The organism is Microbacterium sp. NPDC060132, from assembly GCF_042729675.1.
GTDB lineage: Bacteria > Actinomycetota > Actinomycetes > Actinomycetales > Microbacteriaceae > Microbacterium > Microbacterium sufflavum.
Genome location: NZ_JBHWXU010000001.1, coordinates 2,544,637 through 2,559,329, shown reverse-complemented (window position 1 = coordinate 2,559,329; position 14,693 = coordinate 2,544,637). Strand labels below are relative to the sequence as shown.

General features: G+C 73.0%; 12 protein-coding genes. 5 read left to right on the top strand and 7 right to left on the bottom strand.

All coding sequences use genetic code 11. The features are described from left to right. Positions 1-12: 12 nt before the first annotated feature. Positions 13-2,538, bottom strand: coding sequence for a LuxR C-terminal-related transcriptional regulator (locus ACFWCH_RS12345; protein ID WP_378803611.1), 2,526 nt, complete (start codon positions 2,536-2,538; stop codon positions 13-15). Positions 2,539-2,649: 111 nt separating this feature from the next. Here ACFWCH_RS12345 and ACFWCH_RS12340 point away from each other — a divergent pair, with 111 nt between their 5' ends. The 4 genes from ACFWCH_RS12340 (at position 2,650) to ACFWCH_RS12325 (ending at position 6,224) form a co-directional block, all read left to right on the top strand. Next, a complete protein-coding gene (locus ACFWCH_RS12340; protein WP_378803610.1) occupies positions 2,650-3,312 on the top strand; it encodes an AI-2E family transporter in 663 nt (220 codons plus the stop codon). Next, entirely contained in the window at positions 3,261-3,797 is a 537-nt protein-coding gene (locus ACFWCH_RS12335; protein ID WP_378803609.1) for an AI-2E family transporter, read from the top strand. Before ACFWCH_RS12340 ends, ACFWCH_RS12335 begins: the two co-directional genes overlap by 52 nt. Positions 3,798-3,877: 80 nt before the next feature. Next, entirely contained in the window at positions 3,878-5,548 is a 1,671-nt protein-coding gene (locus ACFWCH_RS12330; protein WP_378803608.1) for a SulP family inorganic anion transporter, read from the top strand. Positions 5,549-5,552: 4 nt separating this feature from the next. Continuing rightward, a complete protein-coding gene (locus tag ACFWCH_RS12325; protein ID WP_378803607.1) occupies positions 5,553-6,224 on the top strand; it encodes a GAP family protein in 672 nt (223 codons plus the stop codon). A 71-nt stretch (positions 6,225-6,295) separates the two neighbouring features. Here the strand turns inward: ACFWCH_RS12325 and ACFWCH_RS12320 are convergent, their stop codons facing one another. After that, positions 6,296-8,830 (bottom strand): LuxR C-terminal-related transcriptional regulator, encoded by a 2,535-nt coding sequence (locus ACFWCH_RS12320; protein WP_378803606.1) that lies wholly within the window; start codon positions 8,828-8,830, stop codon positions 6,296-6,298. A gap of 248 nt (positions 8,831-9,078) precedes the next feature. After that, on the bottom strand, positions 9,079-10,743 hold the full coding sequence (locus tag ACFWCH_RS12315; protein ID WP_378803605.1) for a SulP family inorganic anion transporter: 1,665 nt from the start codon (positions 10,741-10,743) through the stop codon (positions 9,079-9,081). A gap of 343 nt (positions 10,744-11,086) precedes the next feature. Between ACFWCH_RS12315 and ACFWCH_RS12310 the strand changes: the two genes are divergently transcribed. After that, positions 11,087-11,488, top strand: coding sequence for a RidA family protein (locus ACFWCH_RS12310; protein ID WP_136032581.1), 402 nt, complete (start codon positions 11,087-11,089; stop codon positions 11,486-11,488). A 2-nt stretch (positions 11,489-11,490) separates the two neighbouring features. Here the strand turns inward: ACFWCH_RS12310 and ACFWCH_RS12305 are convergent, their stop codons facing one another. Genes ACFWCH_RS12305 through trmB form a run of 4 tightly spaced genes read right to left on the bottom strand, consistent with a single transcriptional unit; the run spans position 11,491 to position 14,656 of the window. Continuing rightward, the gene (locus tag ACFWCH_RS12305) at positions 11,491-12,567 is read right to left on the bottom strand and encodes a DNA polymerase IV (protein ID WP_378803604.1); all 1,077 of its coding nucleotides are present in this window, start codon (positions 12,565-12,567) and stop codon (positions 11,491-11,493) included. A gap of 49 nt (positions 12,568-12,616) precedes the next feature. Beyond that, on the bottom strand, positions 12,617-13,009 hold the full coding sequence (locus tag ACFWCH_RS12300) for a DUF1304 domain-containing protein (RefSeq protein ID WP_136035636.1): 393 nt from the start codon (positions 13,007-13,009) through the stop codon (positions 12,617-12,619). Between the two features lie 40 nt (positions 13,010-13,049). Further along, positions 13,050-13,934 carry a CPBP family intramembrane glutamic endopeptidase gene (locus ACFWCH_RS12295; RefSeq protein ID WP_168387309.1) on the bottom strand — a complete coding sequence of 295 codons (885 nt, stop codon included), beginning with the start codon at positions 13,932-13,934 and terminating at the stop codon, positions 13,050-13,052. Then, complete coding sequence (gene trmB, locus ACFWCH_RS12290) at positions 13,931-14,656, bottom strand: tRNA (guanosine(46)-N7)-methyltransferase TrmB (protein WP_378803603.1); 726 nt, start codon at positions 14,654-14,656, stop codon at positions 13,931-13,933. Before trmB ends, ACFWCH_RS12295 begins: the two co-directional genes overlap by 4 nt. Between the last annotated feature and the right edge of the window lie 37 nt (positions 14,657-14,693).

The window sequence follows — 14,693 nt, the reverse complement described above, 5'->3', positions numbered from 1 at the left end:
CGGCGCCCCCGTTCACACCGTCGAGCGCACGGCCTCCCGGCGCGACGACACCCCGAGCTTGCGGTAGATCGCCCGCTGATGCGTCTTGACCGTGTTGACGGACACCGACAGCTCCCGTGCGATCTCGGGCAGCGTCCGTGCGGTCTGCAACTGCTGGAACACCTCGCGCTCCCGCTCGGACAGCCGATCCGCGAGCGAGCCCGCCGCGTCCATCGCGAGGCAGCGGCCGATGAAGTCCTCGAACTGCGTGCCGAAGTGCACGTGCTCGTGCAGCAGCCGCCGCACGGCCACCTCGCGCGGCCCGAACAGCACGCGGATCCCCTCGCCGGACGCGACAGCGACGGCCGCCTCGCACAGCTCGTGCGCCTCCTCGTGCCGCCCCGCGTGCCGCCGCATCACGGCGGCCGTGATCAGCGTCGACGCCTTGACGTACGACACCTCGGCGTACCCCCGCAGCGAGCGCAGCGACTCCAGCGCCGCGGGGTACTCCTCCGCGCGACGAAGCACGCCGGCGAGCGCGACGTTCACCAGCGGAAGGTCGGGACGCTGCACCGAGCGTGCCGCGATCCGGCGGGCGCGCTCGCCACTGCCTACGGCCTCGTCGAGCAGCGCCACGGCCGATTCCCGCAGCGCCGCCCAGCTGAACCCGCGGATCACCTCCAGCGGGATCTCCTGCACCGCGATCGCCGCGCGACGGCACGCGGCCACGTCGCCGGTCTCGGCCGCCGCGTAGGCGATCATCATCCTCGACAGCCCGGCGACCACCCGATCGGCTTCTCCGCCGTCGAGGACCGCGGAGAACGACTCCGTCGCGTCCGCACTGTCGCCCGACCAGTAGGCGACGAACCCGGCCGCGGCAGCCTCGGTCCCTCCCCGATGCCGTTCATCGGAGACGTGCGGGGCGATGCTGGCGAGCGTGTCGCGAGCGTCGACCACGCGACCGGCCCAGACCTGTCCGAACGCGAGTTGGGCGAGCGACCAACGCACGCGCTCGGGGTCGGCCGAGCGCTCGGCCTCCCGCGCCGCGGCGGCGAAGTACTCGACCGGCAGTGCGGGGTCGCCGCGATGACGGATCTCGCTCCAGCCCAGCAGGTAGTCGAGCGCGGTGCGGTCTGCGACCTCCACCGCCGTGGCGTCGTGCAGCAGCGCGTGCACCTGCGCGCTGGCCTCCACCACGTCGGCGCTGTCGTCCGCGAGCAGCAGCCGCGCGACCGGCACGACCGTCGACGTCGGCACCCCGTCGCGGTCCCGCAGCGCGTGCGCCCGCTGGAACAGCTCGCGTGCCACGTGGCGCTCGCCGAGCGCATCGCACGCGCACGCCTGCACGAGGAGGAGGTCGGGGTCGTCGGGGTCGTGCCGCCGTAGCTCCGTCACCGCGTGCTCGACCTCGGCGGCGCTCCCGCCCACGACGAGCCCGAGCCAGTGTCGATCCAGGATGGTGCGCGCGACGTCGGGCTCACCGCCCCGCAGGGCGTGCCCGATCGCGGCGACCGGATCGGACTCGGCCAGTGTCGCGGCCGCTCGACGGTGCACGCCGGCGAGCCGGTCGCGATCGCCCGCCGCGATCTCACCGCAGCGGCGGGCGAACGTGCGGTGCCAGCGATAGACCGGGCCGTGCGGTCCGTCGAACCGGTCGAGGAACAGCCCCAGTCGCACGCATGCCTCCAGCAGCTCCGCGGCGTCCTCGCGCTGCGTCACCTGCGCGGCGAGCTCGGGCGTGAGCTCGGCGCAGACGGTGGCGTCGAGCACGAAACGGGCGACCTCCGGCGGCAGGGCACCCAGCACGTGCTCGCGCACGTACTCGCCGAGGAAGCTCGACGCGCTCGGGGCGCTCCGCTCCGGGCGGGCACCACCGATCATCATGAGCCGGACGGCGATCGGCCACCCGCCCGTCTCCTCCACGATCGCGTCCGCGCCGAGGCCCTCTCGCGCGGCGGGAGCGAGCCGCGCCACCTCCTCGCGCGTGAAGCTCAGAAGGTCGGCCCCGAGGAACCCCTCCGGGGCGGTCACGCGCTGGCGGCTCAGGGTCAGCTCGAGCAGCGTCGTCCCCACCAGCACCAGCCGCAGACCGTCCGGCGGCTGCTCCGCGAGCATGCCGAGAAGGCCGTGGCGCCACCGCTCCCCCGCCTGGTGCGCGTCGTCCACCACCAGGTGCACCCGCGCGTCGCGGTCGCCGAAGACCCGGCAGATCTCCTCGTACGCACGCTCCGGGTTCGTGAGGGCGGGCAGGTCGCGCTCGGAGGCGTCGCCGCTGGTCGCCCGCAGCGCCTCGACGACGCCGCGAGTCAGCCGCGCGGGGTCGACGTCGAACGGGCTCAGCGCGAGCCACGCCACCCGGTCCACGCTCGTCGCCCACTGCGCCACGGCCGTGGTCTTGCCGAAACCGGAGGGAGCACTCACGACGGTGACCGGCGCGCCGGCGACCGCCGCGTGCAGTGCCTCGGTCACCCGGTCGCGTCGCAGCACGCCGGGCTGCGGGCCCGGCGGCCGGAACCGCATGGTCGGCCCTGGACTCGTCTGACGCAGGGGGGACGACATGGCAGTCACCCTAGTGACGGCCGCGCGACCGCATGCGGACCGCGAGGATTCTCACCCGGATGAGAAGGACGGGCCACGGCGCACGCCCCCGCGCGCGGCTACGCTGACCGCGTGACCACCTCCCCCACCTCCCCCGAACGCGTCATCGACGGCTCCCTGTCCCCCTCCCTGCGCGTCCTGCTGGCCCTCGCCGCCGGTGCCGTCGCGCTCGCGGGCCTCTCCGTCGCGCGGGACGTGTTCAGCCCCCTCGCCCTCGCCGTCGTCATCGTCGTGGTGTGCGATCCCGTGCGCCGTCCCTTCGGGCGGCGCGGCTGGCCGGCGTGGACGGGATCCACCGCCGTGATCGTGGTGTCGATCGCGATCCTCGTGGCGATGGGCGCCCTGCTGTGGCTCGCCGGGATCCAGTTCGCCGGGCTGATCGGCGACCTCGCGACGGACGGCAGCCTCCGTCGCACGGCCGACGACCTGGTCGCACTGCTGCAGTCGCTCGGGCTCGAGGACGCCGCGACCGACACCGCGGCCTCCGTCCTCGACCCCGAGACGCTCCTCGCCGCCGCGAGCCGGGTGGGCGGCACCGTGGTCGGCGTCGCGACCGCACTGTTCTTCGTGTGCGCGTACATCGTGTTCCTCGCGGTCGACGCGGCCCGATACCAGCGGGCGGGCGAGGTGTTCGGGACGACGCGTCGGGCGTCGATCGAGCGCATCACCCGACTGAACCGCGCGTGCGCCGCTACTTCGTCGTCAACGCGATCTTCGGCGCGATCGTCGCCGTGATCGACGGGCTCGCCCTGTGGTGGATGGGCGTGCCAGCGCCGCTCGTCTGGGCGATCCTCGCGTTCGTGACGAACTTCGTGCCGAACATCGGGTTTGTGCTCGGCCTCATCCCGCCCGCGGTGCTGGCGCTCGTGGTGGGCGGCTGGCCCCTCCTTCTCGCCGTCGTCGCGGTGTACTGCGTCGTCAACGTCGTGCTGCAGGTTCTCGTGCAGCCGAAGTTCGTGAGCGACGCGGTCGACCTGAGCCTGACGCTGAGCTTCTTCTCGGTGGTGTTCTGGACGTTCGTGATCGGTCCGCTCGGGGCGATCCTCGCCGTGCCGCTCACGCTGGTCGTACGCACCCTGGTGCTGGAGGTCGACCCCGGCAGCACCTGGCTGCGCTGGCTGTCCGGCGACCGCTCGGCCGCTCCGCCCCCGACCGTTCCCGCACGACCGGAGCCCGACGCCGCCGCAGAGCCCGACCGGAAATCACCAGGGGGAGCTTGACCGATCCCGCTGGCGAGGGCACACGCCGCGGTGGAAGGGTGGACGCGCGGCGCTCGGTGCCGCGGCGAGAGGAGGCGGGGATGCAACGACCGCTCGCCGGTCTGACGGCGCGCAACGCCCTCACGGAGCTGACGGCGGGCGTCACCCTGCTCGCGATCGCCATCCCGTTGAACATCGGATACGCCCAGATCGCCGGGCTGCCCGCGACCGCCGGGCTTTACGCGCTGATCGTCCCCACCGTGCTGTACGCGCTGGTCGTGTCGTCGCGGCAGCTCGTCGCCTCTCCCGACGCGGCGGCGGCCGCGCTCGTCGCCTCGTCCGTCGGCGGGCTGGCCGTGGCCGGGAGCGCCGACTACGCCACGCTCGCACTCGCGCAGGCCGTGCTGTCCGGGCTGATGTTCGTGCTCCTGGCGGTGTTCCGGCTCGGCTTCCTCGCCGACTTCCTGTCGAAACCGATCCTGGTCGGCTTCGTGGGCGGCCTCGCGCTGGACATCATGGTGAGCCAGATCGCCAAGATGCTGGGCGTGAAGATCGACTCCGGTGCCGAGTTCCCCGAGAAGGCAGTTGCGCTGATCGGCGGACTGCCCACGCTCAACGGTTGGTCCCTGCTGATCGCCGCCGGCTCGGTCGCGGTCCTTCTGATCGGGAAGGCCTTCCTGCGCGCGGTCCCGTGGGCACTCGTCGTCCTGATCCTCACGACCGTGCTCGTGCTGCTGGCGGGACTCGACGACCGCGGGGTCGACGTGCTGGGCGCCGTCCCCGCCGGTCCCCCCGCGCTGACGTGGCCCGTGCTGGACTGGGGCACGTGGCTGGCGCTCGTGCCGTCCGCGATCGCGCTCACCCTGGTCACCACGGCCGAGGGCCTGCTGGTGTCGCGGTCGTACGCGGAGAAGCACGGGTACCCGTTCCGAGCCAACCGCGACCTGCTCGCGTTCGGGGTCGCGAACGTCGCAGCCGGCGCGCAGGGCAGCTTCGCGGTCGGCTCGTCCACGTCGCGCACGGCCGCGATGGACCAGGCGGGCTCGCGCACGCAGCTGCCCTCGGTCGTGCTCGCCGTCGGCACCCTGCTGCTGCTGCTGTTCGGGACGGCGCTGCTGGAGGACATCCCCTCACCGGCGATCGGGGCGATCGTGGGCGTCGCGATCATCCCGCTGCTGGGCGTGCGGGAGTTCATCGACCTGTGGCGCAAGGACCGGTTCGAGTTCCTGATCGGCGCGGTCTGCTTCCTCGTCACGCTCCTGATCGGCTCGATCCCCGGGATCCTCGTCGCGTTCGTGCTGGCCCTCATCAACCTCGCCAAGCGCGCGGCCTCCCCCGCGATCGACGTGCTGGAGGCCTCGGGCGATCCGGCGGAGTCGCTGCTGGAGGACGCGCCGTCCGGAACGACGACGGCACCGGGCATCATCGTGGTGCGCCTGGCCGCGCCGCTCTTCTTCGCCAACGGCACGGTGTTCACGTCCGCGGTGAAGGAGGCGATCCGGGCCGCGGGCGACGGCGCGGTGCAGCACCTCGTCGTCGACATGGAGGCCGTGACCGACGTCGACGTCACGGGCGCCGAGTCGTTCGCCGCTCTCAAACGCTGGCTCGCCGACCGCTCGATCTCGCTGTCGTTCAGCCGCGTGCGCGCGAACACCTGGCGGCGGCTGTCCGAGCTGGACCTGCTCGACGGCGAGCCGCTGCACGCCACCAACCGCGCGGCGATCGCCGCCCTGACCGCGTCGGCCCCCGAGCCGGCGCCCGACGAGAGGTAGACCCATGGGAGCCGCCATCGGAAGTGTCCTCCCCCTCGCGCTCGGCATCGCGATCAGCCCGATCCCCATCATCGCGGCGATCCTGATGCTGCTGTCGCCCAAGGCGCGCGTCACGAGCGTGGGCTTCCTCCTGGGCTGGATCGCGGGCATCGTGGTCGCCGTGAGCGTGTTCACGCTGCTGTCCGCCGTGCTCCCCGAGCAGGACCCCGACGCCTCGCGACCCATCCGCGGCACGGTGCAGCTGCTGCTCGGCGTCGGCCTGCTGCTGCTCGCGGTGGGACAGTGGCGCCGTCGCCCCGGCGCCGGTCGCACCGCCAGCATGCCGGCGTGGATGAAGGCGATCGACACGATGCGGTTCCCGATGGCACTCGGGCTCGGATTCCTGCTCTCCGCCGTGAACCCGAAGAACCTGCTGATGGCGGCGGGAGCGGGGGTGGACATCGGCGCGGCCGGCCTGGACGGCGGGGCCCTGGTCGTGGTGATCGGCGTGTTCACGCTGATCGCCGCGTCGACGGTCCTCGTACCGGTGGTGGGGTACCTGGTCGCGGCCGAGCGGCTGCGGGGCCCGCTCGACGCCCTGCGCGGCTGGCTCGCCCAGGAGAACGCGGTCATCATGGCCGTGCTCCTCCTCGTCATCGGCGTGTCGATGATCGGCAAGGGCATCGCCGCGTTCTGAGTCGCCGCAGCCGGAGCGCGGGAACGGGAACGACGCGGGACCGCTGTGACCGCCTCGCGACGAGTCGGGGATCACCCGATGCCGAGCGCGTGGGCGGCCGCCGTCACCCCCTCGCGGTCGGACACGCCGAGCTTGCGGTAGATGTTGCGCACGTGCGTCTTGACCGTGTTCGGGGAGATGTACTCCTGCGCGGCGATCTCCCGCAGCGTGGCGTTGCGGCACAGGGCGGCCAGCACGATGCGCTCGCGGTGCGTCAGCTCCTCCTCCGCCAGGACGCCGGCGGCGGTGAACCGCTCGCGCACGCGGTCGGCGAACCGGGTGCGCGAACCGGGGGTCGCTCGCGCCGCCAGCAGCTGCGTCACGACCGTCCCGGCCTCCGCGACCCGGCGGACGTGGTCCTCCGGCTCGGCGAGCGCGAGCGCGGTGGCGAGGGCGAACTGCGCCCGATCCGGCTCGGCGTCCTCCACGTCGAGGTGCGACTCCACCAGCCAGGCGTCGATCATCGACGCCGGCAGCAGGCAGCGTGCGGCCCCCTCCAGCACCGGGACGAGGGCTCCGCGCGCGACACCGGGCCGTCGGTCGTGCATCGCGGCGAGCGCACGGAGGACCAGCACGTCCCCGGTCTCGCCGAGCGCCGCCTCCACCTCGTCGATGAAGCGGTCGCGGATCGTGGGCTCGTTCAGACGGTGGAACGCGTGCACCACGAACGGCGCCATCATGGCGTACCAGTGCACCGGCAACGGGAGGTCCTCCCGCGGCGCAAGGAAGTCGAACAGCGCCATGGCCGCGGCGTGGGCGTCGTCGACCGCGTCCGCGGCGAGCAGTGCCTGCAACCCGTGCAGCCCCCGCGCGATCGCGGTCTCCCCTCCCGCGTCGAGGACCCGCGCCGACGGCAGCAGCGCCGGACTCGCGTCGAGCAGGTTCATGGCCTCGTACGGCACCCACGATCGCCACACCCGGGCGACCTCGACGAACGCGTTGTCCGGTGCGCCGAGCTCATGCCACCGCTCGTCCAGGGCCGCACTCGCATCCATCACCTCGCGCAGCCGCCCGCGGAACAGGGCTGCCGTGAGGAGCGCGGTCTCCGCCTGCAGCTCCGCCGATACGGCACCGATCGCCCGCGCCAGGTCGGCCGCCCGTCTGGCCGACACCTCGGACTGCTCCAGCCGGCCGGTGAAGAGCTGGGCCATCGCGAGCTGCAGCGTCGCGTAGGCGTCGATCCGCTCCTCGCCCGTCGGCGTGCGGAGCTCCGAGCCCACCGCGGCGAGCGCGTCGTCGATCCCCCCTCGGCGCAGTGCCGTGTGCAGCGCGAGCCCCCGCCTCCACGCCCGGTGCACGTCCGACTCGTCCGTCTCCGGCGTCGACGACAGCGCCGCGACCGCCGCGGACGCGTTCCCGCGGGTGAGCTCGGCCGCCGCGATCAGCATCCGCACCCCCGGCTCCGCGCGGCGCTGCGCGGTCAGCTCCCCGGTCGCCGCGACGACCTCGTCGGGGTGGCCGTCGAGCACGAGCTGCATGCCGCTGCGACGGAGGATCGCCGAGACGCAGAACTCCTCTCCGCTGCGCACGGCGTGGACCAGTGCGGGAAGGGCTTCTCCCTGCCCGTCGAACCACGCCGACGCGATGCCCTCGAGCCGGGCGGGCTCGCTGCTGCCCCTGGCGCGCAGGCGCCCGAGTAGGAAAGCGCGCAGCAGCGGGTGGTAGTGGTACCGCGGGGGGTCCGCGCCGTCCGGGCCGGCGAGCACGTTGAGCCGCAGCAACCGCTCGATCAGAGCGCCCGCGCGTGCGCTGCCGCAGAGGGCGGTCGCGAGTGCGGTCGTGAACGACTCGGGGACGGCCGTCGTCTCCAGGAAGCCGCGCAGCTCGTCACTGAGGTCTCCGAAGACCTCCTCCACGAAGTAGTCGACCACGTCGGGGTCGTCTCCCCGGAGCGGGTAGGCCCCGACCGGGCCCCCGCCGGGGGCGTTGAGCATCATGAGCTGCAGCGCCGCGGCCCACCCCGCGGTGCGGGTCAGCAGCGCGGCGATCTCGCTCGGGTTCAGGTGCAGGTCGCGGAGCGCGAAGAACGCCTGGATCTCGTGTGGACGGAACGCCAGGGCAGCACCGTCGAGTTCGAGAGCGATGCCGCTGAGCCGACGACGGGCCAGCGGGATCATGCGCGTGCCGCGACCGGACAGCACGACGTGCACGTCACCGGGGACCGTCTGCACGAACACCGACATCAGGTGGGCGGACTCGTCGTCCTGAAGGTGGTGCACGTCGTCGACGATGATCACGATCCGTCTGCGGGCCGCGTCGAGCGCCCTGGCGAGTCCGCGCATGGTGGCCGCCCCGTGACCGCGGGGCACGCGGGCGAAGCCGCGCTGCAGTGCGGGATCGGGGATCCGTTCGAGACCCGCGATCAGGGTGTCGACGCCGTCGCCGCGCTCCATCGCGACCCACACGACCTCGACGTCGGCGTGCTCGCGCAGCTCACGCGACCACTGCGCGAGCAGCCGCGTCTTGCCGGCGCCGGCCGGCGCGCCCACGAGCGTGAGCGACCACGGCTCGTCCATCGCGGCGCTGAGCCGGGTCAGCAGTCGTTCCCTCCGTACCTCGCCCTTCATCGATGTGGGGATGGGACTGGTCGTCCCACCTCCGTGGTGAGCATCTTCCGTCATCGGTCCCCCCGATCCTGAAGCGGCTCTCCCCCTCGGCGGCAGTATATTCCCCGATGAGAGCGGTTCCGCAAGGGCATGCCCCTGCTCACGGCGGGCCGACGCCCCGACCCGCCGACGCCCGCGATGAGGGACCGCGGCCCCGCCAGATCAGCGCCGCGCCGTGTCGGCCCGCCGCGGCCTCCCCCTCGCGCGGGTCAGCGGTCGTCCCGGGCGTCATCCGGGTGCGCGTCGCCCTGCACGCCGCCGGCGGTGCCCACCCCGATGTCGACGGTCGCGTGCACCCGTCCGTGCCGTTCCAGTCCCGCGAACCAGGGCACCCGCCCGGCGACCTCCGCCGCCCCGTCAGGCAGGGCCGCGACGTGCATCGTCACCCCCCGCTGCGCGAGCTCGCGATCCAGTTCCTCCAGCGCGTCGAGCACGGTGATGGACACCGCCGTCTGCTGCTGCAGCCCGAGCACCACCGCGGTCACCGGGGGCTGCAGACCCGCGACGGTGTCGAGCACGAGCCGTTCGTTCGCGAGGGCGTTCGCGGTGTACAGTCCCCGCTCCAGCTCGATCGCGACCACGGGGCCCACGCGCGTCGTCACGCGCACCCGCGGCACGTTCAGCTCGCGCAGCACCAGGATCAGCGTCACGACCACCCCGATCGCGACGGCCGGGAGCAGCCCGGCCGTCAGTCCGATCACCGCGACCGCGGTCGCGATCCAGAAGTCCGTGCGGCTGATCCGGAACCAGCGCACGAGCTGCGGCACGTCGACCAGTCCGACGACCGCGATGAACACCAGCGCGGCGAGGGTGGCCTCCGGCAGCAGGCTCAGGACCGGGCCGAGGAACAGCGCCACGAGCACCGCGAGGACCACGGTGACGAGCGTCGCGAGTTGGGTGCGCGCCCCGGCGCCCTGGTTCACCGCGCTCTGGGAGAAGCCCCCGGCGGCCGGCATCGCGGCGAAGAACGAGCCGACCGTGTTGGCCGCGCCCGTGGCGAGCAGCTCCTGGTCGCTGTCGATCGGAGGCTCGGCGGGCCGTCGCAGGCTGCGGGCGACCGCCGCCGACTCGAGGAACGCCATCACGGCGATCGCGAGGGCACCGGGAACGAGGACGGGAGCCTGTGCGAAGTCGGGCACCCCGGGCACGGGAAGGCCGCTGGGGACCGGTTCGATCAGATCGACTCCGAGCCGGTCGATGTGGCCCAGGCCCACCAGGAGGATGCCGCCGAGCACGACCACCAGGGCGCCGGGGACCCGGGGGAGGAAGCGGCGGCACAGCAGCAGCACCGCGATCGATCCGGCCGACAGCAGCACGGTCGCCGGGTTCACACTCGCCGCCGCCTCGCCCACGGCGACGAGCGACCGCAGGAAGCCGTGTCCGGAGAAGTCGAACGTCTCTCCCAGGAGTTTCGGCAGCTGCCCGACGGCCACGGTCGCACCGACCCCGATCTTGAGCCCCAGAACGGTCGCCCCGCTGATGTTCTCCACCAGGCTCCCGAGGCGGCACAGCCGCGCCAGCAGCAGGATCGCGCCCACGAGGAGCGTGAGCATCATGAGCGAGCCGAGGGCGTCGTCCGACCCCGCGGCGACCCCGGCCGAGACCAGGGTCGTGGCGGTCAGCGTGGCGATGGTCGACGTGGTCGACACGCTCATGGCGCGACTGCCGCCCAGCACCGCGTACACCAGCATCGGCACGATGCACGTGTAGAGGCCCACCTGCACGGGGAGGTTGGCGATCGTCGCATAGGCCATCGCCTGCGGCACGACCACGGCTCCCGCGGCGAGACCGGCGACGACGTCGCCCGTCACCCATCCGCGTCGATACCCGTCGAGAGTGCTGAGCAGCCAGGGCGGCCTGCGCCTCGCGCCCATCCGTTCTCCCTCCACCGTGAGGGAAGCGTACTGCGGTGGACCGACGCGCCGCGCGCTTCCGGCCGGGCCGCCCCGCCGATCACCCGGGTGAACTCGCGCGCCACCCGGTGCGGCAGCGCTCCCACCGCGAGTATCGTCCCACCGTGCCGCCGAAGTCCGACGGCACCGACGTGCTCGATCTCGCGATCGTCTGGGGCCCTCTCGAAGGGCACGGTCGTGGGGGCGCGAACCCCGCCGCGCGCCCTCACGGTCCGTGGACCATCCGCACGCTCCACGGTCGGCCGACGTGGCAGCGGACCCGGGTCTGAATGCCGATGTCGGTGGCCGGGAGGAGGATGCGCGCATGCAGATCACACTCACGCAGCCGGCCGGCCTCGTGGCCAGCCCGGCCTTCAGCCATGTCGCGGTCGTGCCTCCCGGGGCGACGACCATCTACGTCGGGGGCCAGAACGGCGTCGACGAGTCCGGTGCCGTCGTCTCGACCGACGTCGGGGACCAGTCCGTGCGCGCGGTGCAGAACGCGCGGGTGGCGCTCGAGTCGGCGGGCGCGTCGCTCGACGACGTCCTCAGCTGGACGATCCTGATCCATCAGGATGCCGATCTCCGCGCCGCGTACGGTGCCGTGGCACCCACGCTGGCGCGCGAGGGGGCGCCGCCGCTCGTGACAGCCGCCCTCGTGGCAGGGCTCGGGGTCCCCGGCGCCCTCATCGAGGTGAGCGCGGTCGCCGCGGTCATCCGCGACTGAGGTCAGAGGCGGCCGCGCACGGGGGTACGCTCCACCGTGTCCGGGGTGTCCGGCGGCGTCATCTCCGCCCGCACGCCGAGCAGCCTCACCTCCCGCGCGGGGTCGAGGGTGGCGCCGAGCCGCAGGGCCTCCGCCACCACCTCGTCGCGGCAGGTGGCGGGGGCGGGCAGCTTGTGGCCGAAGGTTTTGGTGTCGAACGGGGCGTAGCGCACCTTGAGGTGCACACGCACGACGGCCCGCCCCTCCTTCGCGCAGTCGTCGAAGGCCTGTCCGGCGAGCTCCCGGAGCGCCGCCTCCACCTGCTCGGGCGTCGTGAGGTTCTGCTGGTAGGTGGTCTCCCGGCTGTGGCTGCGGGCGACCCAGGGGGTGTCGTCGACCGCGGTGGGCCCGAGCCCGGAGCCGAGGCCGTGGTACCACACGCCCATCCGCGGCCCGAATTCGGCGATCAGCTCCTGCTCGTCCGCGTCGGCCAGCTCGCGCACGGTCGTGATGCCGTGCCCGGCCAGACGCTTCTGCACCTTGGGGCCGATCCCCCACAGCTCTCTCGTCCCGCGCTCCCCCATCACCTCGAACCAGTTGTCGGACGTGAGGCGGAACACCCCCCGCGGCTTTCCGAACTCGGTCGCGATCTTGGCGCGCACCTTGTTGTCCCCGATGCCGACCGAGCAGTGCAGTGCAGTCGCCTCCCGCACCGCCGCCTGCGCCGCCCGCGCGACCCCTTCCGGGTCGTCGGTAGAGACACCGAGGAAGCACTCGTCCCAGCCGAGCACCTCCACCACCACGCCCGGCAGCCCCCGCAGCGCCGACATCACCGCGTCCGACGCCCGCTCGTACTCCTCGTGGTCGACGGGCAGGAACACCGCGTCCTCCGGCGCCTTGCGCGCGGCGATCTTCAACGACATGCCCGAGCCGATCCCGTAAGCCCTCGCCTCATAGGAGGCGGTGGAGACGACCGCGCGCTCGGTGGGGTCGCCGCGCCCGCCGACGATCACGGGTCGACCGGCGAGCTCGGGGCGGCGCAGCACCTCGACGGCGGCGATGAACTGGTCCATGTCCACGTGCAGCACCCACTCGGCCATGCACCGAGTGTGGCGGCTGCGCGCGGGAAAGTCACCCCTCGCGCCGGGCTCAGCCCAGGGCGAGCCCGACCGCGGTCGCGAGCACGGCGAGCAGCGGCAGGGTTCCCTGCATCGCCGCGGCGCGTGCCTTCGAGCGATCGGAGAGCACCAGGACGAGGGCCGCGGCGAGCATCATTCCCGTGCCGGCCAGCACGAGCGTCACGCCCACCGTGACGGCGCCGACGATCACGAGCCCGATGCCCAGCAGCGTCGTGAGCGCCAGGAACAGGTTGTAGAAGCCCTGGTTGAACGCGAGCTGCTTCATGGTCACGGCGTCGGCCTCGCTCGCGACGCCGAAGATCTTGCGGGTCTCCGGCTCGGTCCAGCGCAGGGATTCGAGCGCGAAGATGAAGACGTGGAAGGCCGCAGCGGCCGCGGCGAGGACGAGTCCGACGATGAGCACACCCGATTGTCCCGTCGCGAGGCGCTGCGGGGCAAGCCGCTCACACGAGGAAGACCGGAAGCAGCCCGGGGTTGTGAGCGTGCACGAGGACCGCGAACACGACGGCGTCGAACAGCAGGTGGACGGTCACCACGTAGGCGAGAGAGTGCGTGCGGAGGAAGATGAAGCCCTGCAGCAGCGCGAACGGGATGGTCAGCAGCGGCCCCCACTCGCGATAGCCGAGCTCCCACAGGAACGACACGAACACGATCGACTGGAGCACGTTCGCCAGGGCGTCCGGGAAGTGCCGCCGCAGCAGGGCGAAGACGGTGCAGATGAAGAACAACTCGTCCCAGATGCCGACCGCGCCGACGCCGACGAACAGGCGGGCGATGAGGTCGGGCGTGTCGACCACCGGCCAGTTCTGGTACACGCCGCTGCTGATGAAGTAGTACGGCAGGATCAGCCAGCCCAGCACGAGCACCGCCACCAGCCAGCCCCACTGGAGCCGCCCCCAGCGCCGCCCCGTGCGCCACGGGAACGAGATCGCCCGGTCGCGGTACACGAAGCGGGAGATCAGGTACGGCACGGCGACCGCGCCGCCCAGCGCGAGGGTGAACCGCAGCATCGCGAGGTTGTCCAGCTCCGCGGCGAGCGGGATGACGCTCACGATCAGCATGCCGACCGCGATGAGCGACAGGTCGCGCGTGAGCGACGGGGTCCGTCGCCGCCCGTCCTCCGGCACCGCGCCCGCCTCCGCAGCGTCCGTCCGTCGGGAGTTCCCCGAGCGCTCCGCGACCCACGCCGCAGCGACGCCGACCGCGAGCAGCAGCCACCCGAGCCAGGGCAGTTCCAGCACGAAGAACGCCGGAGCCGCGGCGCACACGAGCGCGGCCGCCACCACGCCGCCCGCACGGAGGGAGGTGGCCGTCGCGGGCAGGGTCACGCGCGCGCCCGCCGACGGTATACGAGGTCGCGGATGTCGCGTCCCTTCGCGATGCCCTTCCGCTCGAAGGCCGTCATCACGCGCCCGTCGAAGCGCTCCGCCCACTCACCGTCGAACGCGCGCTCGAAGAGCGGATCCTCGTCGAGCACCTCGCGCATCTGGAGCGCATAGTCCTCCCAGTCGGTCGCGAGCCGCAGCAGACCGCCGTCGCGCAGCGCCCTGGCCGCGGTCGCCCCGAAGCCCGCACGGACGAGGCGGCGCTTGGTGTGCCGCTTCTTGTGCCAGGGGTCGGGGAAGAAGATCCACACCTCGCGCGCGGCACCCTCGGGCAGGTACGACGACAGCACCTCGGGCGCGTTGGCCTCGACCACGCGGAGGTTGCGCGCGCCCTCCCGGTCGGCATCGAGCATGGTTCGCGCGAGTCCCGCCCGGAACACCTCGACCGCCAGGAAGTCGTTGTCCGGGTGGGAGGTCGCGGCGGCGACGATCGCGTGGCCCTGGCCCGAGCCGATCTCGACGTACAGGTCGGCGTGCCTGCCGTACTCGGCCGCGGGGTCGAGCCGTGCTTCCGGGTGCACCGAGGTCCAGGCCACGTCGCGCGGCACGTCCAGCAGGTACTGCGGGCCGAGCTCGGCGAAGGCGCGCTCCTGCGCGTCGGACATCCGGCCGCTGCGGCGCACGAAAGACACCGGTTCGTCGCGGAACGTGCGGGGTTCGGGCATGGTTCCAGGGTAGCCGTCGGCGCTCCGCCGCCCGGAC

Coding starts and splice junctions, on each gene's coding strand:
- ACFWCH_RS12345 (WP_378803611.1), bottom strand. CDS start 2,538: ATGTCGTCCCCCCTGCGTCAGACGAGTCCAGGGCCGACCATGCGGTTC.
- ACFWCH_RS12330 (WP_378803608.1), top strand. CDS start 3,878: ATGCAACGACCGCTCGCCGGTCTGACGGCGCGCAACGCCCTCACGGAG.
- ACFWCH_RS12325 (WP_378803607.1), top strand. CDS start 5,553: ATGGGAGCCGCCATCGGAAGTGTCCTCCCCCTCGCGCTCGGCATCGCG.
- ACFWCH_RS12320 (WP_378803606.1), bottom strand. CDS start 8,830: ATGAAGGGCGAGGTACGGAGGGAACGACTGCTGACCCGGCTCAGCGCC.
- ACFWCH_RS12315 (WP_378803605.1), bottom strand. CDS start 10,743: ATGGGCGCGAGGCGCAGGCCGCCCTGGCTGCTCAGCACTCTCGACGGG.
- ACFWCH_RS12310 (WP_136032581.1), top strand. CDS start 11,087: ATGCAGATCACACTCACGCAGCCGGCCGGCCTCGTGGCCAGCCCGGCC.
- ACFWCH_RS12305 (WP_378803604.1), bottom strand. CDS start 12,567: ATGGCCGAGTGGGTGCTGCACGTGGACATGGACCAGTTCATCGCCGCC.
- trmB (WP_378803603.1), bottom strand. CDS start 14,656: ATGCCCGAACCCCGCACGTTCCGCGACGAACCGGTGTCTTTCGTGCGC.